This window comes from Serratia sp. NA_112.1 (assembly GCF_052691715.1).
Map to the genome: position 1 here is coordinate 524,798 of NZ_JBQZFO010000001.1, position 23,638 is coordinate 548,435.

At 59.2% G+C, this 23,638-nt stretch carries 18 protein-coding genes; 13 read left to right on the forward strand and 5 right to left on the reverse strand.

From position 1 onward, the window contains the following. Positions 1-21: 21 nt before the first annotated feature. From atzF to acpA, 9 genes are all read left to right on the forward strand, one after another. On the forward strand, positions 22-1,851 hold the full coding sequence (atzF, locus tag ACUTQ5_RS02645) for an allophanate hydrolase (RefSeq protein WP_445649956.1): 1,830 nt from the start codon (positions 22-24) through the stop codon (positions 1,849-1,851). A 2-nt stretch (positions 1,852-1,853) separates the two neighbouring features. After that, positions 1,854-5,477, forward strand: coding sequence for an urea carboxylase (uca, locus tag ACUTQ5_RS02650; RefSeq protein WP_445649957.1), 3,624 nt, complete (start codon positions 1,854-1,856; stop codon positions 5,475-5,477). Between the two features lie 51 nt (positions 5,478-5,528). Continuing rightward, on the forward strand, positions 5,529-6,224 hold the full coding sequence (locus tag ACUTQ5_RS02655; RefSeq protein ID WP_445649958.1) for a GntR family transcriptional regulator: 696 nt from the start codon (positions 5,529-5,531) through the stop codon (positions 6,222-6,224). A 108-nt stretch (positions 6,225-6,332) separates the two neighbouring features. After that, on the forward strand, positions 6,333-7,601 hold the full coding sequence (urtA, locus tag ACUTQ5_RS02660) for an urea ABC transporter substrate-binding protein (RefSeq protein WP_445649959.1): 1,269 nt from the start codon (positions 6,333-6,335) through the stop codon (positions 7,599-7,601). A 61-nt stretch (positions 7,602-7,662) separates the two neighbouring features. After that, positions 7,663-9,243: an urea ABC transporter permease subunit UrtB gene (gene urtB / locus ACUTQ5_RS02665; protein ID WP_445649960.1), complete on the forward strand. Its 1,581-nt coding sequence runs from the start codon at positions 7,663-7,665 to the stop codon at positions 9,241-9,243. Beyond that, the gene (gene urtC / locus ACUTQ5_RS02670) at positions 9,243-10,319 is read left to right on the forward strand and encodes an urea ABC transporter permease subunit UrtC (RefSeq protein ID WP_445649961.1); all 1,077 of its coding nucleotides are present in this window, start codon (positions 9,243-9,245) and stop codon (positions 10,317-10,319) included. Before urtB ends, urtC begins: the two co-directional genes overlap by 1 nt. Continuing rightward, the gene (urtD, locus tag ACUTQ5_RS02675) at positions 10,316-11,122 is read left to right on the forward strand and encodes an urea ABC transporter ATP-binding protein UrtD (protein ID WP_445649962.1); all 807 of its coding nucleotides are present in this window, start codon (positions 10,316-10,318) and stop codon (positions 11,120-11,122) included. The genes urtC and urtD overlap by 4 nt, the downstream gene beginning before the upstream one ends. 8 nt (positions 11,123-11,130) lie before the next feature. After that, the gene (urtE, locus tag ACUTQ5_RS02680) at positions 11,131-11,829 is read left to right on the forward strand and encodes an urea ABC transporter ATP-binding subunit UrtE (protein WP_445649963.1); all 699 of its coding nucleotides are present in this window, start codon (positions 11,131-11,133) and stop codon (positions 11,827-11,829) included. 17 nt (positions 11,830-11,846) lie between these two features. Then, complete coding sequence (gene acpA / locus ACUTQ5_RS02685) at positions 11,847-12,695, forward strand: acid phosphatase (RefSeq protein WP_445649964.1); 849 nt, start codon at positions 11,847-11,849, stop codon at positions 12,693-12,695. Between the two features lie 3 nt (positions 12,696-12,698). Here the strand turns inward: acpA and ACUTQ5_RS02690 are convergent, their stop codons facing one another. Further along, the gene (locus ACUTQ5_RS02690) at positions 12,699-13,211 is read right to left on the reverse strand and encodes a GNAT family N-acetyltransferase (RefSeq protein WP_445649965.1); all 513 of its coding nucleotides are present in this window, start codon (positions 13,209-13,211) and stop codon (positions 12,699-12,701) included. 144 nt (positions 13,212-13,355) lie between these two features. Here ACUTQ5_RS02690 and ACUTQ5_RS02695 point away from each other — a divergent pair, with 144 nt between their 5' ends. Continuing rightward, complete coding sequence (locus ACUTQ5_RS02695; RefSeq protein ID WP_445649966.1) at positions 13,356-14,225, forward strand: LysR substrate-binding domain-containing protein; 870 nt, start codon at positions 13,356-13,358, stop codon at positions 14,223-14,225. Here the strand turns inward: ACUTQ5_RS02695 and sseA are convergent. From sseA to ACUTQ5_RS02715, 4 genes are read right to left on the reverse strand one after another with little or no spacing between them, the layout of a single operon-like run. Then, positions 14,222-15,067 carry a 3-mercaptopyruvate sulfurtransferase gene (gene sseA / locus ACUTQ5_RS02700; RefSeq protein WP_445649967.1) on the reverse strand — a complete coding sequence of 282 codons (846 nt, stop codon included), beginning with the start codon at positions 15,065-15,067 and terminating at the stop codon, positions 14,222-14,224. The genes ACUTQ5_RS02695 and sseA overlap by 4 nt on opposite strands. A gap of 41 nt (positions 15,068-15,108) precedes the next feature. Next, entirely contained in the window at positions 15,109-17,328 is a 2,220-nt protein-coding gene (locus ACUTQ5_RS02705; RefSeq protein WP_445649968.1) for a virulence factor SrfC family protein, read from the reverse strand. Next, positions 17,325-20,270: a virulence factor SrfB gene (locus ACUTQ5_RS02710; protein ID WP_445649969.1), complete on the reverse strand. Its 2,946-nt coding sequence runs from the start codon at positions 20,268-20,270 to the stop codon at positions 17,325-17,327. The genes ACUTQ5_RS02705 and ACUTQ5_RS02710 overlap by 4 nt, the downstream gene beginning before the upstream one ends. Further along, positions 20,270-21,472, reverse strand: a complete 1,203-nt coding sequence (locus ACUTQ5_RS02715; RefSeq protein ID WP_445649970.1) for an SrfA family protein — start codon at positions 21,470-21,472, stop codon at positions 20,270-20,272. The genes ACUTQ5_RS02710 and ACUTQ5_RS02715 overlap by 1 nt, the downstream gene beginning before the upstream one ends. Before the next feature lie 114 nt (positions 21,473-21,586). Between ACUTQ5_RS02715 and ACUTQ5_RS02720 the strand changes: the two genes are divergently transcribed. The 3 genes from ACUTQ5_RS02720 to ACUTQ5_RS02730 all read left to right on the forward strand — a co-directional run bounded on the left by ACUTQ5_RS02720 (position 21,587) and on the right by ACUTQ5_RS02730 (position 23,587). Further along, positions 21,587-22,012 (forward strand): NUDIX hydrolase, encoded by a 426-nt coding sequence (locus tag ACUTQ5_RS02720; RefSeq protein ID WP_445649971.1) that lies wholly within the window; start codon positions 21,587-21,589, stop codon positions 22,010-22,012. 2 nt (positions 22,013-22,014) lie between these two features. After that, positions 22,015-22,305, forward strand: coding sequence for a hypothetical protein (locus ACUTQ5_RS02725; protein ID WP_445649972.1), 291 nt, complete (start codon positions 22,015-22,017; stop codon positions 22,303-22,305). Between the two features lie 151 nt (positions 22,306-22,456). Then, positions 22,457-23,587 carry a Gfo/Idh/MocA family protein gene (locus tag ACUTQ5_RS02730; protein WP_153857522.1) on the forward strand — a complete coding sequence of 377 codons (1,131 nt, stop codon included), beginning with the start codon at positions 22,457-22,459 and terminating at the stop codon, positions 23,585-23,587. Positions 23,588-23,638: the final 51 nt, after the last annotated feature.

The following is a 23,638-nucleotide window of genomic DNA, read 5'->3' on the forward strand; positions in this document are numbered from 1 at the left end:
GTACCAGATGGAATTTTGCCGATGACTCAGTCCGTTAGCCTACGCGGTTTCACCCTCAGCGAGTGGCAGCACCATTATCATACCCGCCCGGCCGGCGAGCGCATGGCCAGCGTGCGTGCCTCGCTGGTTGCCTGGCTGGCCAATTTGCCAGCGGATGACAATGCCTGGCTGTATCTGGCCAGCGTTGCACAACTGGAGGCGCAGTACCAACAACTGGCCCAACGGCTTGAAGCCGTCGCCGGGGACATCAGCCGCCTGCCGCTGTTTGGCGTGCCTTTCGCGGTCAAAGACAATATCGACGTCGGCGGCTGGCCGACGACCGCCGCCTGCCCGGAGTTTGCCTATCAGGCGGCGACGGATGCAACCGTGGTTGCCAATCTGCGCGCCGCCGGTGCGCTGGTGATCGGAAAAACCAATCTCGATCAGTTCGCTACCGGCCTGGTAGGCACCCGCTCGCCGCACGGCGCGGTAGTGAACAGTTTCGACAGTCGCTACGTCAGCGGTGGTTCTAGCTCAGGCTCGGCCTCGGTGGTGGCACGCGGCCTGACGCCGTTTTCCTTGGGCACCGATACCGCCGGTTCAGGGCGCGTCCCGGCCGGATTCAACAATATTGTCGGCTTGAAACCGACCAAGGGCTGGTTGTCGAACTGTGGCGTGGTTCCCGCCTGTCGGCTCAATGACACGGTATCGATATTCGCCCTGACGGTGGCGGATGCCGCGCTGGTGGCCGAATTGGCGGGGGGCTATGACCCGGCAGATGCCTATTCCCGCATCAATCCCCATACCGCCCCGGCGAGTTTCCCCGCGGCACCCCGCTTTGCGGTACCGGCACAGCTCGAGTTTTTCGGCGATACCCAGGCCGAGCAGGCATTTCAACGGGCGCTGGAGCAACTGAAAAGCTGCGGCGTAACGCTGGAAACCCTCGACTTTACCCCGTTCCGCGTACTGGCAGAGCAGCTCTATTACGGCCCCTGGGTGGCGGAACGCACCGTGGCGGTTGAAAAGATGCTGAGTACCAACCCGCAGGCGATTAATCCGGTGGTGCGCGGCATCGTCAATAACGGCCTGAAGTACAGCGCCTGCGACGCCTACAAAGCCGAATATCTGCGTGCCGAGCTGGCGCGGCAGATTGAGCAACGGCTGGCTCCCTTCGACGCACTGGTGGTGCCGACCTCACCGACCATTCGCACACTGGCGGAAATGGAGCAGGAGCCGGTGTTGTTCAACTCGCAGTTTGGCACCTACACCAATTTCACCAATCTGGCCGATCTGAGCGCGCTGGCGCTGCCGGCGTCGATGCGTGACGACGGCCTGCCCACCGGTATCACGCTGGTCGCTCCCGCCTGGCACGATCGGGCGCTGGCCGCCTTCGGGCTGCGCTGGCAGCAGGCACAGGATCTGCCGTTGGGTGCCACCGGCCGCCCATTACCATCGGCGAATAGCCTTATACCTTCGACCCAGCACGTGCGGGTGGCGGTGGTGGGTGCGCACCTCAGTGGAATGCCATTGAATTTCCAGCTCACGCAGCGTGCAGCGGCTTTGGTGGAACAAACCACCACCGCGCCGTGCTACCGGCTGTACGCGTTGGCCAATACTCAGCCGCCAAAGCCGGGGTTGGCAAAAACCGAACAGGGGGCCGCTATCGATGTCGAGCTGTGGGATATCCCGCTGGCGCGTTTCGGCGAATTGGTGGCGGAAATACCGGCACCGCTGGGTATCGGCACGCTGTTACTGGCGGATGGTCGCCGGGTGAAAGGCTTTATCTGCGAACCCTGGGCGCTACAGGGTGCCACGGATATCACTGAATTTGGCGGCTGGCGCAACTATGTCGCCAGCCTGAAGGGGGCTTAATCATGTTTTCTACCGTACTCATTGCCAACCGTGGCGAAATTGCCTGCCGCGCCATCCGCACCCTGAAACGGCTGGGAGTGACCAGCGTAGCGGTTTATTCCGACGCCGACCGCAATGCACCACACGTCACCGAAGCCGATTTGGCGGTGGCGCTGGGCGGTGAAAAGGCCGGTGACAGCTACCTGTGTATCGACAAGATCCTGGCGGCGGCGGCAGAAACCGGCGCACAGGCGATCTATCCCGGTTACGGCTTCCTTTCCGAGAGCGCTGAGTTTGCCGACGCCTGCGAAGCGGCGGGCATCGCTTTTATCGGCCCGACGGCGGCGCAAATTCGTGAGTTCGGCCTGAAACACCGGGCGCGTGAGCTGGCGGCACTGGCACAGGTGCCGATGACGCCGGGTACCGGCCTGTTGGATAGCGTTGAGCAGGCGGTCAACGCCGCCAGCCAGATTGGCTACCCGGTGATGTTGAAAAGCACCGCCGGCGGTGGCGGTATCGGCCTGACGCGTTGCGACGACGAAGCCGCACTGCGTGAAGCCTACGACAGCGTGAAACGGCTGGGTGAGCAGTTCTTCCGCGACTCCGGGGCCTTTATCGAGCGCTTTGTCGATCAGGCCCGTCATGTCGAAGTGCAGATCTTTGGTGATGGTCAGGGCTGGGTGGTGGCGCTCGGTGAGCGCGATTGTTCATTGCAGCGCCGCAACCAGAAAGTGGTGGAAGAGACCCCGGCACCGAACCTGCCGACGGCTACCCGTCAGGCGCTGCATCAGGCGGCGGTAGCACTGGGGGCGTCGGTTAATTATCGCAGCGCCGGTACCGTGGAGTTTATCTACGACGGCGCGCGCGACGAATTTTATTTCCTCGAGGTCAATACTCGCCTGCAGGTGGAGCATCCGGTGACCGAGATGGTTACCGGGCTGGACTTGATCGAATGCATGTTGCAGGTGGCGGCGGGGGATGCGCTGGACTGGACGGCGCTGCAACGCCCGCCGCAGGGGGCGTCGATTGAGGTGCGCATTTATGCCGAAGATCCGCTGAAGAACTTCCAGCCCAGCCCGGGCGTATTGACCGAGGTGCATTTCCCGGATGGGGTGCGGGTGGACGGTTGGGTCGCCACCGGCAGTGAGGTATCGGCATTTTACGACCCGATGATCGCCAAGCTGATTGTTCACGGTGAGGATCGCCAACAGGCGCTGGAGAAAATGCGCGAGGCGCTGGATGCCACCCGGCTGCACGGCATCGCGACGAATCTCGATTACCTGCGGCAGGTGATTGCCACCACGGCGTTCCAGACCGGCAGCGTCTGGACCCGCATGCTGGACAGCTTCCGCTTCCAACCCAGCAGTATCGAAGTGCTGCAACCGGGCACTTACAGCAGCGTGCAGGATTTTCCGGGTCGTGTCGGCTATTGGGATATCGGCGTGCCGCCGTCCGGGCCGATGGATGACTTCGCTTTCCGGCTGGCCAACCGCATTGTCGGTAACCACCCCAGCGCCGCCGGGCTGGAGTTCACCCTGCAGGGGCCGACCCTGCGTTTCCATTGCGACGCCACTATTGCGCTGACCGGTGCGGACTGCCCGGCAGATTTGGATGGTGAAGCGCTGGCTTACTGGCAGCCAATAGCGGTTCGGGCCGGGCAGACACTAACGATGGGCCGCGCCCGGCACGGGTGCCGTACCTATCTGGCGGTGCGAAACGGTTTTGATGTGCCGGTGTATCTGGGTAGCCGTTCGACCTTTGCCCTGGGGCAGTTTGGCGGTCACGCCGGGCGCACTCTGCGGGTAGCAGATATGCTGGCGGTGTCGCAACCGGCGTTGGCCGCTACCACCACTCCAGCACCGGTTGCCGCGCCGCAGGCAATGGATGAAAGCCTGATCCCTGAGTACGGCAACCTGTGGAACATCGGCGTGCTGTATGGGCCGCACGGCGCACCGGACTTCTTTACCCCGGAGTCGATCGACAGTTTCTTCGCCGCCGAATGGCAGGTGCATTACAACTCCAACCGCTTGGGGGTGCGCCTGTCCGGGCCAAAACCCGAGTGGGCGCGGCAGGACGGTGGCGAGGCCGGGCTGCATCCGTCCAACGTACACGACTGCGAATACGCCATAGGTGCGATTAACTTCACCGGCGACTTCCCGGTGATCCTTACTCGCGACGGGCCGAGCCTGGGTGGCTTTGTCTGCCCGGTGACTATCGCCAGGGCCGAGCTGTGGAAGGTCGGTCAGGTGAAGCCGGGCGATCGCATTCGCTTCCATCCGATCGGCTTCAAACAGGCGCAATCGCTGGAACAGGCGCAGCTTGGCAGCATCGAAGCGCTGGCGGCGGTGAAGGCCATCACCCTGCCGGCACCAGATCTGACGCCGGGTGCCACGGTGTCTGCTGCTATCCTGGCGGCACTGCCGGCGACCGACAGCCGCCCGGCGGTAGTCTATCGCCAGGCCGGTGACGGCTACATCTTGCTGGAATATGGCGACAACGTGCTCAGTCTGGCGTTGCGGTTACGCATTCATCTGCTGATGCAGTCGCTCAGGCAGGACGCGATCCCCGGCGTCGAGGAGCTGGCTCCCGGCGTGCGATCGCTGCAGATCCGCTATGACAGCCGCGTCCTGAGCCAGGCCGATTTATTGGCGCGCCTGCTGGCGCGTGAACAGGCGCTGGGCGATGTCAGCCAACTGAAGGTGCCGACGCGCACGGTTTACCTGCCAATGGCGTTTGAAGACTCCGCCACCCTGGGGGCGGTGGAACGTTATCAACAGACGGTGCGTTCGTCCGCGCCCTGGCTGCCGAACAACGTTGATTTTATCCGGCGCATCAACGGGCTCAGCACGCGTGAGCAGGTGCGCGACATCATCTTTGATGCCAGCTACCTGATCCTCGGCCTGGGCGATGTTTACCTCGGCGCACCTTGCGCAGTGCCGATTGACCCGCGTCACCGGCTACTCAGTTCCAAATATAACCCGGCCCGGACCCATACCGCCGAAGGTACGGTCGGCATCGGTGGAATGTACATGTGCATTTATGGCATGGACTCACCGGGGGGGTATCAGTTGGTCGGGCGCACGCTGCCGATCTGGAACAAATTCCTCAAAAATCCGCAGTTCAGCGCCGGTGAGCCTTGGCTGCTGCACTTCTTTGATCAGGTGCGTTTCTATCCGGTCAGCGAACAGGAGCTGGATGAGCAGCGCGAGGCATTCCGCGAAGGGCGCGCGCAGGTCCGTATTGAGAACAGCGAATTTGATTTTGCCGAATATAGCCGTTTCCTGGCGGACAACGCCGAAGACATCAGTGCCTTCCAGCAGCGTCAGCAGCAGGCGTTCAGCCATGAAGTAATGCTCTGGCAGGAAGAGGAGGGCGAGGCCGAGGCCCAGTTGCTGCCGCCACAGGATGATGAAGAAAAGGTTGATGGCTATCTGGTCAGCGCCGACCTGAACGGCAGCGTGTGGAAAATTCTGGTGGAGCCGGGGCAGCAGGTCGAAGCTGGCCAGCCGTTGATCGTGGTGGAGGCAATGAAAATGGAGCTGGCGGTCACCGCGCCGCGCGCCGGGATCATCAAGCGCATCAGTTGTCAGCAGGGGCGACCTGTCGGGCCGGGTGACGCCCTGCTGTGGCTGGAGCACGCCAGTTAACCCTGTTTAATTGTCGGGACGCGGCAGACAGCGTCCGCAGAGAGGAATGCGATGCAAATCACCAACAACCGCAGCAAGGCGCGGCCGGAGGGGCTGGCGGAGCGTATCTACCTGCAGCTTAAGGACGACATTTTTGATTTTCAACTGCTGCCGGGCGATCGCTTTAGCGAAAACGAAGTGGCGCTGCGCATGGACGTCAGCCGCACGCCGGTGCGGCAGGCTCTGTTTTGGCTGGAGCGCGAGGGCTACGTCGAAGTGCATTTTCGCAGTGGTTGGCAGGTGCGACCGTTCGATTTTGCCTACTTCGAGGAGCTGTATGACCTGCGCATCGTACTGGAGTGTGAGGCGGTTAAACGGCTGTGCGCGCGGCCAATGGATGAAGTGCCGTTGCAGTTGGAGGCGCTCGGCAGTTTCTGGATCGACGAGCCACGGCGGGAAGACGGCAAAACCGTCTCGCTGCACGACGAACAGTTCCATATGGCGCTGGTGGCGGCGGCGGGCAACGGTGAAATGGCACGCATTCATCGCGAGCTGACCGAGAAAATTCGCATTATTCGTCGGCTGGATTTCACCCAGGGCAGCCGGGTAGAGGCGACCTATAACGAACACGCCGCCATTTTGCGGGCGATTCTGCAACAGCAAACTGGGGAGGCGCAAACGCTACTCAGTAACCATATCGCCGTCAGTAAGGCTGAGGTCAGAAAAATAACCTTACATATGTTGCATCAAGCACGCCTCCAACCCTAACCCGTCGTCTTTCGAGCTGCAGCGTTGTTAGCCGCAACTCGAAATCCATTGGGTCAGATTTTCTTGAAAAGAAGGTTGTTTACTTATCACACATCAGGAGTTTGAATTATGCAACGTCGTCACTTTATAAAAGCTTTTGCGCTGTCCGCCACCATGATCGGCATGAGTATGGCCTGGGGGGCGCAGGCTGCCGATACCATCAAGGTCGGCATCCTGAGTTCGCTTTCCGGCACCATGGCCATTTCTGAAACGCCGCTCAAGGACGTGGCGCTGATGACCATTGATGGCATCAACGCCAAGGGCGGGGTATTGGGTAAAAAACTCGAGCCGGTGATGGTGGATCCAGCCTCCAACTGGCCGCTGTTCGCCGAAAAGGCGCGTCAGTTGCTGAGCCAGGACAAGGTGGCGGCGGTGTTTGGCTGCTGGACTTCGGTATCGCGTAAATCCGTGTTGCCGGTGTTTGAGGAACTGAATGGCCTGCTGTTCTACCCGGTGCAGTACGAAGGGGAAGAGATGTCGCCCAATGTGTTCTATACCGGTGCGGCCCCTAATCAGCAGGCGATCCCGGCGGTGGAATACCTGCTGAGCGAAGACGGCGGCTCGGCGAAACGCTTCTTCCTGCTGGGTACCGACTACGTTTACCCGCGTACCACTAACAAGATCCTGCGCGCCTTCCTGCACTCGAAAGGCATTCAGGATAAAGACATCGAAGAGGTCTATACGCCATTTGGTTACAGCGACTACCAGACCATCGTCGCCAACATCAAGAAATTCTCTGCCGGTGGCAAAACGGCGGTGATCTCCACCATCAACGGTGATTCCAACGTTCCCTTCTACAAAGAGCTGGCCAATCAGGGCATCAAGGCCACTGATGTGCCGGTGATCGCCTTCTCGGTAGGAGAAGAAGAGCTGCGCGGCATCGACACCAAACCGCTGGTGGGCAACCTGGCGGCCTGGAACTACTTCGAATCGGTGGATAACCCGACCAACAAGCAGTTCGTCAGCGAATGGCGGGCCTATGCCAAGGCGCACAACCTGCCGAACTACGCCACCGCAGTGACCAATGACCCGATGGAAGCCACCTATGTTGGCATCCATATGTGGGCGCAGGCGGTCGAGAAGGCCGGTACCACGGACGTTGACAAGGTTCGCGCCGCGATGGCCGGGCAAACCTTTGCCGCGCCGTCGGGCTTTACCCTGACCATGGATGCCACCAACCATCATCTGCACAAACCGGTGATGATTGGCGAAATTGAAAGCAATGGCCAGTTCAACGTGGTGTGGCAAACCGATGCTCCGCTACGCGCCCAGCCGTGGAGCCCGTACATTGCCGGCAACGACAAAAAGTCGGAAAGCCCGGTAAAAGGCGGTAAGTAATGCCCAGCCCCCGTTACGGCGGGGGCTGACTGAGCCATGCCCTATTGCGACGAGACATCTGATGAAACTTTTATCTTTAAGCCATCTCAGGCATCTGTGGTTATTGCTGTGCTGCCTGCCCATGTTCGCGCAGGCGGGGCCGGCTAATGACTTTGCTGCGGCCAACCGTACGCAGCAGGTCAAATTATTGCAGGCGTGGGCGACGGCGCCGGATGCTGTGCGCTTGCCGTTACTGCAGGCGTTAAAGCAGGAAAGCGTGGTGATCGACGAGGCCAAACATGCCTTTATCCAGAAGGGCGATCGTTATCAGCCGCTGGAAGGCAATGCTGCCCTGGTCGGTACGCCGAAGAAGCTGTGGCTGAATAACCGGCTGCGGATCCTGATTGCCAACGCGCTGTCGGCCCACCGGCTGGTCAGTGAAGATCCGGCGCTGCGTTTACAGGCGGCGCAGGCCCTGCAGCAGGAGGCGCAACATAGTCAATTGGCACTGCTGACCCAGCGTCTGGCGCAGGAAAAAGACAGTCGGGTGCATGAGGCGCTCCGCATCGCGCTGGCCAATCTGCAACTGACCGACGCCGATGCCAAAGTGCGCCTCAATGCGGTGCGGTTGCTCGGCAGTTCGGGGGCAGCGGAAACCCAGACGCGGTTGCAGGCATTGACCGATGCCGCCCATGAACCGGACGCTGCCGTGCGCGCTGAAGCGCTGAACAGCCTGGCCAGCGTGAAACACCGGTTGATGATCGGCGACCTGATTGGCCAGGCGTTTACCGGCCTGTCGCTCGGCTCGATCTTACTGTTGGCGGCGCTCGGACTGGCGATCACCTACGGCCTGTTGGGGGTGATCAACATGGCGCACGGCGAAATGCTGATGCTCGGTGCCTACTCGGCCTATCTGGTGCAGGGATTGTTTCAGCAGTTTGCGCCGCAGTGGTTGGCGCTGTATCCGCTGGTGGCGTTGCCGGTGGCGTTCTGCATCACCGCCTGCATAGGCATGGCGCTGGAGCGAACGGTGATCCGCCATCTGTATGGACGACCGCTGGAAACCCTGCTGGCGACCTGGGGTATCAGTCTGGTGCTGATCCAATTGGTTCGGGTGTTATTTGGCGCGCAAAACGTGGAAGTTGCCAACCCGGCCTGGCTGTCGGGCGGTATTCAGTTACTGCCCAACCTGGTTCTGCCGTGGAACCGTATCGCGGTGATCCTGTTTGTGGTGCTGGTGTTGGTACTCACCTGGTTGCTGCTAAATAAAACCCGCCTGGGTATGAACGTGCGCGCCGTGACGCAAAACCGCGCCATGGCCGCCTGCTGCGGCGTACCCACCGGCCGCGTCGATATGCTGGCGTTCGGCCTGGGTTCCGGCATTGCCGGGCTGGGCGGAGTGGCGCTGTCGCAGCTGGGCAACGTCGGGCCGGAGCTGGGTCAGGGTTATATCATCGACTCGTTCCTGGTGGTGGTGCTCGGTGGCGTTGGTCAACTGGCCGGGACCGTGGTGGCGGCCTTTGGCCTCGGTATTCTTAACAAAGTTCTTGAACCGCAGATTGGCGCCGTGCTGGGTAAAATCCTGATCCTGGCGCTGATTGTGCTGTTTATTCAAAAACGTCCTCAGGGACTGTTCGCCTTCAAGGGCAGGGTGATTGACTGATGAGCCAACCATTGACTGTAACCGGCCTGCAGAAGGCACCCCGACTGGCGCTCTGTATCGGCGGGCTGGCGTTGCTTGCGCTGCTGATCATGCCGTTTCTGGCCCTGCTGCCGGCAGACCACCCGCTGGCGATCTCCACTTACACCCTGACGCTGGTGGGTAAAATTTTGTGTTATGCGGTGGTGGCGGTGGCGCTTGATCTGGTGTGGGGTTACGCCGGGCTGCTGTCGTTGGGGCACGGGTTGTTTTTTGCCCTCGGCGGCTATGCCATGGGCATGTACCTGATGCGTCAGGCGGCGGGCGATGGCCTGCCGGCATTTATGTCGTTTCTTTCGTGGAATGAATTGCCGTGGTTCTGGAGCGGCACCCAGTACTTCGCCTGGGCGCTATGCCTGATCGTATTGGTGCCCGGCGTGCTGGCCTTTATCTTCGGTTACTTCGCTTTCCGTTCGAAAATCAAAGGGGTGTATTTCTCCATCATGACTCAGGCATTGACCTACGCCGGTATGCTGCTGTTCTTTCGTAATGAAACCGGCTTTGGCGGCAACAATGGCTTTACCGGTTTCACCACCCTGCTGGGCTTTCCGATCACCGCCACCGGCACGCGGGTGGCGCTGTTCCTGACCACGGTGCTGCTGCTGGCTGCCAGTCTGGCAATCGGCTTTGCGCTGGCCCGCAGCAAATTCGGCCGGGTACTGACGGCGGTGCGCGATGCGGAAAACCGCCTGACGTTCTGCGGCTACGATCCGAAAGGCTTCAAACTGTTTATCTGGACGCTGTCGGCGGTGCTGTGCGGGTTGGCTGGGGCGCTGTATGTGCCGCAGGTGGGCATTATCAACCCCGGCGAAATGTCACCGACCAACTCGATTGAAGCCGCCATCTGGGTGGCGCTCGGCGGGCGCGGCACGCTGGTGGGGCCGCTGCTGGGGGCAGGTATCGTCAACGGTGCCAAAAGCTGGTTCACCATGGCCATTCCGGAATACTGGCAGTTCTTTCTTGGCCTGATGTTTATTGTCGTCACGCTGTTCCTGCCGAAAGGGGTTATCGGCCTGCTGCGCAGAGGAAAATCACAATGAATTCGCTGCAAATGACCGAAGAGCTGTTCACCCAGCCGCTGCCGGCCGATAAATACCGCCAGCAAACCGATCCGGTACTGCTGCTCGACAAGATCAACGTCAGCTTTGACGGTTTTCGGGCACTGAGCGATCTGTCGCTGCAAATCGGGGTGGGGGAATTGCGCTGTGTGATCGGCCCCAACGGCGCGGGGAAAACCACGCTGATGGATGTGATCACCGGCAAGACCCGGCCGGACAGCGGCAGGGTGTTTTACGATCAAACCGTCGATCTGACCGCGCTGGATCCGATGCAGATCGCCCAGGCCGGCATCGGTCGCAAGTTCCAAAAGCCCACGGTGTTTGAGGCACTGACGGTATTCGAGAATCTGGAGATCGCCCAGAAAACCCAGAAGTCGGTATGGGCCTGCCTGCGCGCCAAACTGAGCAGCGAACAGCACGACCGCATTGATGAAATGCTGAAAACCCTGCGGCTGGGTCATGAACGCCATCGTCCCGCCGGGTTGCTGTCCCACGGACAAAAGCAGTTTCTTGAGATCGGCATGTTATTGGTGCAGGAACCGCATCTGCTGCTGCTCGATGAACCGGCGGCCGGCATGACAGATGCGGAAACCGAGTACACCGCTGAACTGTTCCGCTCGCTGGCGGGCAAGCATTCGCTGATGGTGGTGGAGCACGACATGGGGTTTGTCGAAACCATTGCTGACCACGTCACGGTACTGCATCAGGGCCAGGTGCTGGCGGAAGGTTCATTGGCGCAGGTACAGGCCAACGAGCAGGTGATCGACGTGTATTTGGGGCGTTAGGAGTAGCTATGTTGCAAGTGAATGAATTGAATCAATATTACGGCGGTAGTCACATTTTGCGCGGCCTGTCGTTTGAAGCTCATATCGGCGAAGTGACCTGCCTGCTCGGGCGCAACGGCGTAGGGAAAACCACGTTGCTCAAATGCCTGATGGGGCTGATCCCGGCGAAGAGCGGCAGCATCAGTTGGCAGGGTGAAAGCCTTAACGGCAGAAAACCGCATCAGCGGGTGCAGGCTGGGGTGGCCTATGTGCCGCAGGGGCGTGAGATCTTTGGTCGCCTGACGGTGGAAGAAAATCTGCTGATGGGGTTGGCGCGTTTTTCCGGTAACCAGGCGCGCAGGGTACCGGATCAGATCTATGAACTGTTCCCGGTGCTGTTGCAGATGAAAGATCGGCGCGGCGGCGATCTCTCCGGCGGGCAACAGCAACAGTTGGCGATTGGGCGTGCGCTGGCCTGCCGACCGCAGCTATTGATCCTGGATGAGCCGACGGAGGGGATCCAGCCTTCGGTGATCAAAGAGATCGGCGCGGTGATCAAACAGTTGGCGGCCCAGGGGGATATGGCGATCCTGCTGGTGGAACAGTTTTATGATTTTGCCGCCGAACTGGCGGACCGCTATCTGGTGATGTCGCGCGGCAGCATTGTCCAGCGCGGTACCGGCAGCGCGATGGAGCAAGACGGCGTGCGCGGGCTGGTGGCGATATAGGGCTCAATAAGGCGGAGATGCACTCACGTAGACCGCTGTTTGGCAAGAGCCTGCTGACGCCGGACGGCTATGCGGTCAACACCATGGCACCGCCGTACTGGCCGTCGTGGACTCAGGATGAGAAAGACCCGACACTGGCGGACGCCACCATGCCCAACGTTATGCCACCACAGAAGCATCAGCACATCGGCGATTTACTGAGCCAGAAAGGGATCGACTGGGCATGGTATGCCGGGGGTTGGCAATACGCGCTGGACAACCGCAAGGATCAGGGCGATTTCCCCGGTGCGCCGGATTTTCAGTATCACCATCAACCGTTCAACTATTTCGAAAATCTGGGGCCGAGTAACCCGCAGGCTCGTGAGGTGCATTTGCGTGACGGCGGTATTGGCGATTCAGCCGGTAGCAATAAATTTCTGGCCGCGGTAGAAGCGGGGACTTTACCGCCGGTGGCATTCTACAAACCGCAGGGCAACCTCAACATGCACGCCGGTTATTCCGATGTGGAGGCCGGCGATCGTCATATTGCCCATATCATCAACAGTCTGCGCAATGGCCCACAGTGGGAAAATAGTGTGGTAGTCATTACCTTTGATGAGAACGGCGGCTGGTGGGATCATGTGGCTCCGCCGCAGGGCGATCGTTGGGGGCCTGGCTCACGTATCCCGGCATTGGTGGTTTCGCCGTTTGCCCGCAAAGGTTATGTCGATCACGAGGTGTACGATACAGGTTCGATCCTGCGATTAATCAGCCGGGTGTTTGATCTGCCACCGCTGGACGGGCTAACGGAGCGCGATAAGGCAATGGCGGCGCGCAGCCAAAAACCGCTAGGGGATCTGACCGGCGCGCTGGAGTTTCCGGGCTAGGGGTTACAGCGGCTTAGACATATACCAGAGACCGATGGACCCCTGGGCGCTGGTGTAGCAGGTTTCACCGCAAATACTCAGCCCCTGGCGTTGGTAAAAACGCTGGGCGCTGGTATTGCGCTGCAACACTTCCAGCCACAGCATGGGTTGTTCACGTTCGCCCGCCCGAAGCTGTATCTGGTCAAAAAATTGCTGGCCGTAACCCTGGCCGGCATATTCCGGCAGGAAATAGATTTTCTGCAGCTCTGCACCGACCTGTTCAGTGGGTGCCAGAAGGCTATTGAAATTCACCCGCGCATAACCCACCAGGTTGTCGTTTTCATACCCCAACAGCCAGCAAACATCCCTATCCTGCAGCGTCTTCTGCAGAGCTTCAACAGCAAAGTCTTGCGCCAGAAAAGCGTCCAACTCCTCTTTATGGTGCCAAAGTTTGCCAAAATGGGCCTGGTAGGTGCGCATACCCACATCACGAACCTGCGCTAAATCACCGCTCAAAGCCTGGCGGATGGTGAACATAAGGACCTCTTGTAATAAATGAGAAACGGCGGGCAAGCAGAGCAATGCACCTGAAAGTTATTGACCGGCTGAGCATGACACACCATCTTTGTTAGTAATATCGGTATTATTTTGACTGATGGTTCTTAAAACGGGATGCTTGGTATGGGGCGAGTCACTTTTGATCTCGACGATTTGCGCAGCTACGTGACAGGTCTTGAGCTGGGCAGTTTTGCAAAAGCAGCGGAACGGCTGGGGCGATCTACCTCGGCGGTCAGCGCGCATCTGAAAAAGCTGGAGCAGCAGGTTGGCAGCCCGATCCTGCGTAAGTCCGGACGCGGTATGGTAATGACCGAGGCCGGCGAAACACTGCTGGGCTATGCTCGCCGTTTGCTGGAGCTCAATGATGAGGCTGCCGTTGCGGTGCGCGGGCTGGACCTGCACGGCACTGTCAGGCTGGGTTTGCAGGAAGACTTCGGGGAAACCTTTTTACCGCAGGTCTTGGGCAGTTTTGCCCGAGCGCATCCGCGAGTGCGTATCGAAGCACGTATCGCCCGCAATACCGAACTGCTCGAATGGGTGTTGAAAGGGCAACTGGATTTGTCACTGGCGTGGGACGGCGGTATCAGCACGCCGTTTTATCAGACATTGGGTCAGCGGCAGATGCGCTGGATCGCCTCACCCCATTTTGAACTCGTGCCATGGAGCCAGGGAGATGAGCCGCTGCCACTGGTGATGTTTGACGCTCCTTGTCTGATGCGCAGTGCCGCGACTCAGGCGCTGGATCGTGCCGGTATATCCTGGCGTATTGCCTTTACCAGTCGCAGCCTGAACGGCGTATGGGCCGCGGTCAGCGCCGGATTAGGGGTGACGGTGCGCACCGACGCCGGGCTGCCAGCGGGACTGTCCCCTTTGCCACCTGACGTGTTGCCGCCGCTAAATCAACTAGGCGTGGTGCTGCACCGTGCCGAAGAAAACCCGTCAGCGGCGATCCAGCGTTTGGCGCAGATCGTCGCCGATAGGATCAACAGCTAGTCCTGCTCGATCGGCTGTTTGCCGCTTAATGCTCCCCATTCGCTCCAGGCACCGTCATACAGTTTTACCTGGGGTGCGCCGAGTGACAGCAGGCCGAAAGCCAGCACTGCTGCCGTTACGCCGGAGCCGCAGCTAGTGATTATCGGCCCGTCGAGACTCACGCCCTTGTCGGCGAAGGTTTGCTTCAGTGCTTCCAGCGATTTGAAACGGCCGTTTTCCAGCAGTTCGCCGTAAGGAATATTGATGCTGCCGGGAATATGACCGCGGTGCAGACCGGGGCGCGGCTCAGGGGCTTCGGCGTAAAAACGCGGTGCAGTGCGCGCGTCCAGGATTTGCACTTCGCTGCTTAGCGCCTGTTCCACCTGCTGCATATTGACTACCGCGCCCGCATTAAAGCGGGCGTTGAAGGTTTGCGGCCTAGGCTGAGCCGCACCGGTAGCCAGCGGTTGGCCCAGTGCTGTCCAGCCGTTCAGGCCTTCGTCCAGCACATAAACCTGCTGAGCGCCAAAGTTGCGGAAGGTCCACCAACCGCGCGGGGCCGAGAACTGATTGCCTTCGTCATAAAACACGATGGTCTGTTGTTCGCTGATACCCAATTTTCCCACCGCCGCGCTGAATTCCTCTGCCGTTGGCAGCATATGCGGCAATGTGGTGTTTTTATCCGCGACGTCATCGATGTCAAAATATACCGCGCCGGGGATATGGCCGCGTGCAAATTCGGCGAGCATGTCTTTTTTCGGCACCAGGCCGACTGGGGACATCCTGACATCAACCACTACCAGGTTTTCATCGTTGATATGCTGCGCAAGCCATTGCGGAGTAACCAGAAACGGAGAGTTCATCGTTTTGTTCGCCTGTGGTGAAAACGGTTTTTCACTATACCTTAAATAATTGGCGTTGCCTCGGCGTTCAGTGGGGCGACAATGGCGGCCAAAGCTCGATGGGCAGCTTCATCGATTGTGCCTTCCGCCGCTGTTGCCATATTCTCTGCCAACAGCGCCTGCAGGCCAACCAACCAGTCGTAGACATAAAACGCGGTGTTTCTCGCTGGGGTGGGGGCCAGTTTGGTTAACCGTTGTTGGCTACTCCAGTCCACGGCGGGCTGCGGTGGAGGGGTAAAGATGGGTTGGCCGTGATTGATTCGGCTGACGGGGCGTAGTCTCGCCTCGCGCTGCTGGAAGCCCAGCCAGGTGACGAAATCACCCAAGATCGCTAACGCTTGGCTGACCTGTCTGTCCTCAGCTTGCTCAGGCAGCGTCCCGGCAGACAATGCGCGCTCCAGTGATTCGGCAATTTCCAATCGGCAGGCGGCGGTGATTAACGCGTCGACCAGCATCTCCAGATGCTGCTTGCCGACGCCCAGCAATGCCAGCAGTTGTCTATTGTCCGGCAGGCTGCGCAGATGGTTTATCCAATCGGCAAACACCCGCTGGGCAAACGAATCACTGTCTTGCCCGATGGGTGCCATACAGGTGATATCTCCCTCGCCAAACAGATCGATCTCAACATCAAACGCTGGGGTCGCGGCCACCGGTGCGGGCAAGTTATGCTGTTGCTGGCTATACAGTTGGCGCAGGGTATCGTACTGCGGCAGTAGCCACTCGAGTAGTTCGCCGTGTATTCCTGCCTGTGCCTGTAATTTGCGCAGTAGCTGCTGGGCGCGCTGCTGTGTTAACGGCGTATCCGTTGCGTGCAGCCAGTTGCCGAGCAGGCTTTCCGTCAGCTCGCGTTGCAGTTCCTGCTGTTGTTCAAGAATGCGTTCCTGTTTCAAGGTCGGATGCGCCTGTGCCGCCAGCCAGGTCACCATGCGCTGGCAGTCGCTTTCATCCATCGCCAGCAGGGTGGCCCAACTTTCGCCCGGTTCACCGACATAGCGTTGAACGGCGTCGTCGGGGCGCGGTTTCCCTTCCTGACGTGAGTCGAACGCGGTGACTGCCCAAATTAAACCCGGTTTGCGGCGGCTGCGTAGTTCCAGGGTTTCCCCCTGGGTTTGTCTGACCCAGTAGGCCAGCGCATTGCCCGTACGGCTGGCATCTTGTGGCGTAAGGGCCGCATCGCTTATTAGCAGCAGACTGGCGTGCAGGCCATCGGCAGCGAGAGTCAGCAGGTTGGCGCGTTTTGCCTGCTGCATGCGTTGTATCAGCCCAGCACCCGGGCATGGGCCGCCGGCCGGCAGGTCTAGCAGCTCGATGTTGTTCGGTAACCCGACGTTTCCCCTTGCGGGCAAGGTTGTAGTGACCGAGGCCGCCAACCACGCCAGGTCAGCCAGCGCGATCCCAACTTCGACGCCATTTTCTGTCAGCACGGCCAGTTTTTCTCCGGTCGATGCATGGATTATCTGGGCATGCAAAATCCCCTCATCCTGGCTCAATATCTGGCGGGGAGCATACAGGTGCTCGCAGTGGTCCAGGGTGTGCAGGGTATGCGCCAACTGGCGATAACAACTTGTCAATGCCGGGTCCTCGCCCCAAAGCGGTGCGAACAGCCCGGCGCGGTCGTCAACACTCAAATAGGGTGCCAATGAGATGGCATGTGGCCAGAAGTGTCTCGCCAGCGGTGTTTGCCATTTGCCGCCCTGATGACGAAGGTTGTCCCACAGCAATACCATGGCGTTGCTGTCCAGCCCGCCGATAGCCATCGGCTGGCGGAGACGCTCCAGTGCCTGCAAATGTGCGGCCATGGCACGGGCATCCCAATCCGGTCGAAAACCGCCCATCAATGCGCTGCCGATCAACATGGCCACCAACTGCGCCTCATCCAACAGGGAAACGGCAACAGGGTAAGACGGCGGATTTTGGGTGTCACCACAGCGGTAGCGTATCGCCAGCGTGGCATCTTCGGTCAATAGCCTGGCACCGGGAGCCAGTGCAGCCAACAAGTGGGCCTTGGCCGCGGCGTTATGACCATAGAGGCCGATGGCCAGGGGCTGATGCATGGCGCTGTCCAACTGTCTGGCCCGGTTGTAGCTGCGGCGCAGACGGACAGTCAGGTTATCGGCCTCCCGGTTCAGCCGGGTGGACTGCTGCCGGGTAGCCGCCACCCAGTCAATCGCCTGTGCAATGCTGTTTATCGGCTCGGGTCGGCCGGAGGTGATAGGTTTCATGGCTGATAAATGCTCCCGCTGTCAATCCAATAATGGGTTGCGCCAGAGGCGCTGGCCGCCAGGGTATTGAGTTTTAGTTGCAGGCTGTCTGCGGGCACCGGCGTGCCGTCGGCCAGTCGGGCTTCGGCAATGCTGACGCCTTCGGCTCCCTGCCCATCATTGCCGGTGATGGCCAAACGCAGGCTGATGACCGCATCGCCTGCCAGTTTGCGCGCCAGAGCGGCATCAGTAATGGTCAGCGTGTAGAGCGGCGATGCCGGCCAGCGCGGGTTATCCAACTGACGGAATCCCAGACGCAGCGGGCCACGTAGCTGGAAATAGCTGTCGGGATCTAGCGCAAAGTCTGCGCAGTCCAGATCGATATCGCGATAATAGACATTATCGTCTGCCAGCATGTTATTGCTGTCCAGCATGCCCAGATGACGAATCGTGGAATAGGGTTGGAAGTCGCCGACGTTAAAGTAAAAACTCTTCAGCCGTAGGTCGATAGCCAACAGGCACAGCATGGCGCCCACGGCGGCAGTTGATTTGGGATTATCGATGCGCCCGCCTTGGTTAAACGGGTACCAACTGCGAGTGTGATAACCCTCAAGCGGCAAAATTCGGCTGGCGGGCAAGGGTTGAAGATGGCGCAACAGCGCCTGAACGCCGGGGAAACACGCCGGGCGGCCGGTGAGCAACAGCACATCGCAGTGATACAACGCCACAACCTCGCACAACAGGCGCAGGCAGTGGCTGATGCCGATCCGGTCAGACAGGAAAGCGGCATGCACGGCACCCAGCCGGATGACCAGCGGGGTCTGCAGAATATCGAAGGCGGCGTTGCCGGATTCACGCTGAACCTCGTCGTTGATAAATGCCAGCACTTGCAGAGTCGGCATCTGTGGCAACAGTTCACCCAGCGTGGCGGCGATTTCCGCGTGGCTGTCCAGCGGATCATAATCCTCATAGACACTGAGCAGCGCGCGCCCGACGGGTATGAAAATCTGCAGCGTGGCCTGCTGGCGCAGGGTGGAAAACCCATCCATACGCCCCTGGTTGCCAAACAGCTTGTCCATGGTCGCCGCTGCGGCGCTGACCCCAGCTTGTTCAAACGCCTGCTGTACGGCGGGCAAGATAAATTGCCCAATCACATCCAGCAAAATGTCGTCGCCGGCGAGCTTGAATCCTTCACGGAACAACAGACGCGGATTGATTTTGATGTTGTTGCCCACGCCATCATCCAGCCGGTATTGGGTAATCGCCAGATCGGTAGTGCCGCCGCCGATATCGATAGAGGCGATACGCAGTGATTTTCCCGGTTGTTCTCCCGGCACTGGCGGTCGGTCCGGCCGGGCCATGGCGGCGAAAAATGCGTCGGTGCGGCCGGCAAAATTGACCTGGGTTTCGTTATACAGATAAACCATTTGGCCGCAGGTGGCTTCGTCCCATTCCATATGCACCAGAGGTACCGGCATACGGGCTTGCTCAGCGCTGAACGGGGCATCCAGCGGGTGCCAACCCATGGCTTTCCATAGCAGGCCAATCGCCTCCTGCATGCGGCGGCGGAAAATTTCACGCTCCGGCTTGGGCATCGCCGAGGGCAATGTCAGGATGATGGTACGCAGACGCCGTGGCGCAGCGGTGTTCAGCATTTTGATGCGTTGGGCGGCGCTGTTGATTTGCATCAGTGCCTGCGCCAGCAGCTCGGTCAGCATCAGCGCCATGACCGCGCTGCGGCTATAGTGGGCGGCAAAAACCGGCAACCGCTCATCTACCGGCAGCGCAGAGAGTGGGACACCCTCGTCGTTGATCAGTGAGCTTAACGGCGCGGCGGCAGCCATCGGTTCTTGTTGGCGGTTAAAACGCCAACCGGGCGCATAACGTTCTTCGTCCCACAGGTAACGGCGTGGGCTGGAAATGCCGGTGGTGCCTTCGGTACCTTCACGCTGCAGGGCCAGTTGCGCGGCTTCCCGGCCCACACGGAGGATGGAAGGCCAGACAAAGGCATCATCGCGCCCGCTTTGGTATGAAAGGTGGGGTTTGCCAAATGTTGCCTGGGCAAACTCCACCCGGCTTTCAAACAACTCGTTGTAAACGCAATGTGGTGCAGACAGAGAACGTAGCTGCAGTTCATTGGTCTGTTTCAGGCCATTATTTTCTTGCGGATGATCTTCGACCAGCACCCCACAGGTGTGCGAATTGCCGACATCCAAAATCAGATCTACGTTGATCGTGGGCTGTTGTGGCGTCTCCCTGATGATTTTTATCTGCGGCAGTGTTAATTGGCTGCCAAGCAGGTTCAACAGATTGAGGTAGTGCGCCTGATATTCGAAGGTTTTCAGCCCGGCGTTTATTTCTGATTCGCTACGTAGTTCCTGGCTGCTCGCGGATTGGCTAAAGACTTCGCGCAGCCAACTGTCTACCCAAGTCAGGTCAAGAAACTCACCCAGCTCATGGTTTTGGTGGCCCAGCGAGAAGCTGATCCCGGTGTTGATATCACTTTCGCTGGGGGCGAGTGCCTCCTGGCCTGCGGCGGCGAGCCGGGTATCAAAGGCCAGGACCACCCGTAGCAGGTTGCCGTCCTGGTCGGGGCTATCGAGCAACAGCGTCTGCATGCGTGCCCAGTTATCCGGCCCGGACAAAAACACCCCTGAGGAAGTACAACGAAAGAAAGGCAGCGGTAACCAAGTTTTATTCAGCAGTTGCAGCGATTGTTGCAGGGAATGGCTGAACTCCGGGCGAACCACTTCAGCGCTCTGCCCCGGTTGGGCGGGCAACAGGTATTTGCCACTGTCGGCATCCCATTGCAGGCGCAGTAGCGGGCCACTGGCGGTCTGGCGGACAAACTTGCCCGGAAACTCATCATCCAAAACCGGCGTCAGGGCAAAGTCCAAAAATTGAATGCCACTATCCTGAACCAGCGTCATGCTGCGTGGGTAGTCGGTTAGAGGGGCCAGCATTATTTACTCTCGCGCTTTAACATCATGGGATAGAGGGTATCTTTATCGTAGCGGCCGACGCAGGCTGCCGGGCCGGTTTCATTTTGCGTACAGGTAATTTCCGGCATTTGGTAGCGGCTGCCGTCGCTACAGCGTGCTTTGGTGCGGCTGTTAATCACCAGATTACCGGACTGCATCAGCCCGGCCTCAATCGGCACCCGGCAGGTGATGGCATCACCGTAAGTAATGCTTGCAGTGCCTTTCCCTTCCCTGATGCGGTATTGCAGGCTGGGACGTTTACCGGTAGGCAGATCTTTCAGTGCCACAGTGGCTCGCCATTTACCGTTCAGAAAACGGACTGAACCGGCTCTGACCGAATCGGCGGGCAACACCAGCGCATGCTTGTCCGCCGGCGGCATGGCAACGGGGAGCGGTGCGGGTGGCATTAACGTCGCCGGTGCTAACGGCAGTTGCAGTTTGAATGCGGGGGCGGCAGCGTGGTGCGACGGTGCCGGTGCGACAGCAGGCTCTGCAAGTGGGGCGTTTGGGCGGTTCAGCCAGCCAACCAGCAGGGCAATCAGCATCATCACAGGTAACATCCAGCTATAACGGCGCCATTGGCGACGTGCTTGCACCGGCGTAGTTGCAACAGGCGGCGTAACCACCGGTTCTGGTGCGGGTTTGGCGGCGGGAATGACCACCGGGCGAGGTGCTGCGGCGATAGGCGTCGGTGTTTCTTCTTCGGTCGGACGCAGGCACGCCAGCGGGTCGTCCTGGCACTGAGCGGCTGGTTTGATAAAGCCCCAGAAGGTCAATACCGGTTTGCCATCGACCAGATAAACATGATTGGGGTCAGGGATTTGCATGGCCTTAGACAGCAATGCGCCAAACAGACGATGGCTGGGGTGTGGGTTAGTCTGTGTCTGAGCGACCAGAGTGCGGAATGTCGCCAGGCTTTGTTCCAGCAACTGTACGGCCTGCGCGCGTTGGGCATCACTCGCTGCCAGCCAGGAAGTCACTTTCCCTGGGAAAGGGGAATACCAGTCAATGCGGGCACCCGTTTCATTCGGCTGCGGGACAGCCAGGCAGTCTGCGGCCGGTTGCTGTTGGCGAATGCGCAATGTTTCTCGCAATTGCAGTGCGCAGGCGTAAATTGGTTGCCCATTTTCGCCCAATGCAAGCACATCATCTAAACTGCCACTGCGTAAAAAGGGTTTCACCACGGCAAAAAACCTTGTCCTGTTCGGCTAAACAAATAATCGGCCATAGTAACCCGTGACCTGAACGGTCAAACGGGTAAGGACAGGGGTAAAATGCCGTTCTTTAAGAGGTTCAAAATGTCACAGATTGATGACTCATACTTTGGTGGCGCGAAAATCGCGTTGTTGTGCGGTGACCACTTGCTGACCTACCAGCGTGATGACAAGGTGGATATTCCCTGGCCCGGCTGTTGGGATTTGCCGGGGGGCGGGCGGGAAGGGGATGAGACACCGCTACAGTGCGTGCAGCGGGAAACGCTGGAAGAGTTCGGTTTGCAGATTGACGCACAGCAGGTGAGTTTACGCCAGCGTTACGAAGGGATCTCCTTGGGCTACCCGCCGACCTGGTTTATGCTGGGTCACATTACGCCGAAGCAGATAGCCGCCATTCGCTTTGGCGATGAAGGGCAGCGCTGGCAGATGATGGCCATTAACAACTTTATTGCACATCCACAGGGCATCTCGCACCTGCAGCAACGGTTGGCGCAGCACCTGCAGCGCTAGGCTTGTTCCACGGCTTCAATCCGGGCGATCAGCACGTCGATCTGACGGTGGGAATACACCTCAATACCATTCTGGCGCAGCAGTTCGGCGGTGACGCCGCTGCTGACTTCAATCCCTCTTGTCTATTGTCGGCAGACGATGCGCAGTTGGCGGATATTGGCATGACGCGCGACGGGAAGGGCGCAAGCCTTTCTGGCGAGGTTAAACACGGAGGGTGTTTTTTTAGAATAAAAAGTTCATTTATACTCGCCGGACTGGTTTCTGCTTGCCCGGTTTTATGTCGTTTCATTTGAGCCTGCAAGGATTTATGAACGGCATCACGAATATCACCTTTATTTTATCTCTCACTTGTTATTGAAATTTATATTCCATATAAAAGTTTATCAGATGGTGTGTTTCATTGTGCGCACTGGCAGGTTATGGGATCGGTAACGGGAGAAAGTAATGAAACAGGTACGCGTTGGGTTAATTGGCACTGGCTACATTGGGCGCTGCCACGCTATTGCTTATGCGCAGGCTGCCACGGTATTCCCATTGAAGGGAGAATTGGTGCTGGAAATGCTGGCGGAGGTGACGCCAGAGCTGGCACAACAGCGCGCTGCAGAATTTGGTTTCTCGCGCTCCACCGGTGACTGGCGGCAACTGGTGGCCGATCCGTCGATAGATGTAGTGGATATCTGCGCGCCCAACTTCCTGCATAAAGAAATGGCGCTGGAGGCGATCCGTCACGGCAAGCATGTTTATTCTGAAAAACCGCTGGCGCTGGACGCCAAAGACGCCGCCGAAATGGTACAGGCCGCGCGGGCTAAAGGGGTCAAAACGCTGGTGGGTTTCAACTATATGAAGAACCCGACCAGCCAGTTGGCGCGTGAAATTATTGCCAATGGCGAGATAGGTGAAGTGGTGCATTTCTACGGTACCCACAACGAAGATTATCTCGCCGATCCGCGCACGCCGATCGACTGGCACTGCCGCAAGGCCACGGCCGGGTTAGGGGCGCTGGGCGACCTGGCGGCGCATATCGTGAATATGGCGCACTATCTGGTGGGGGACATTGTCGCCGTCTCCGGCGATATGCAGACCATCATTAAACAGCGTCCGGATGCGAAAGACCCTACGCTGATGCATCAGGTGGAAAATGAAGATCAGGCCAGTGCGCTGGTACGCTTTGCTGGCGGGGCGATGGGCACCATTGAAACCTCACGTATTGCCTGCGGGCGCAAAATGGGGCTGACCTATGTGGTCACCGGTACCAAGGGCACGCTGAGTTACACCCAAGAGCGGATGGCGGAACTGAAGCTGTATCGTCATGATGAACCGGCGGAGCGTCAGGGCTTTAAAACCTTGCTGGTGGGGCCAAAGCATCCGGATTACGCCGCTTTTTGCATTAGCGCCGGGCATGGCATTGGCTTTAACGATCAGAAAACGGTAGAGATCCGCGATCTGGTCAACGGTATTGCCGCCGGTGACCCTATGTGGCCGGACTTTGAAGAAGGCTGGAAAGTCTCTTGTGTGCTGGATGCGATCGCCGCTTCCGCCGAACAGCGCCGCTGGCTGGAGATCAACCGCGACTGAGAATGGCTTATGGCGCTCGTAAATTAAGAGCGCCATAAGTTGCCAGGTGGT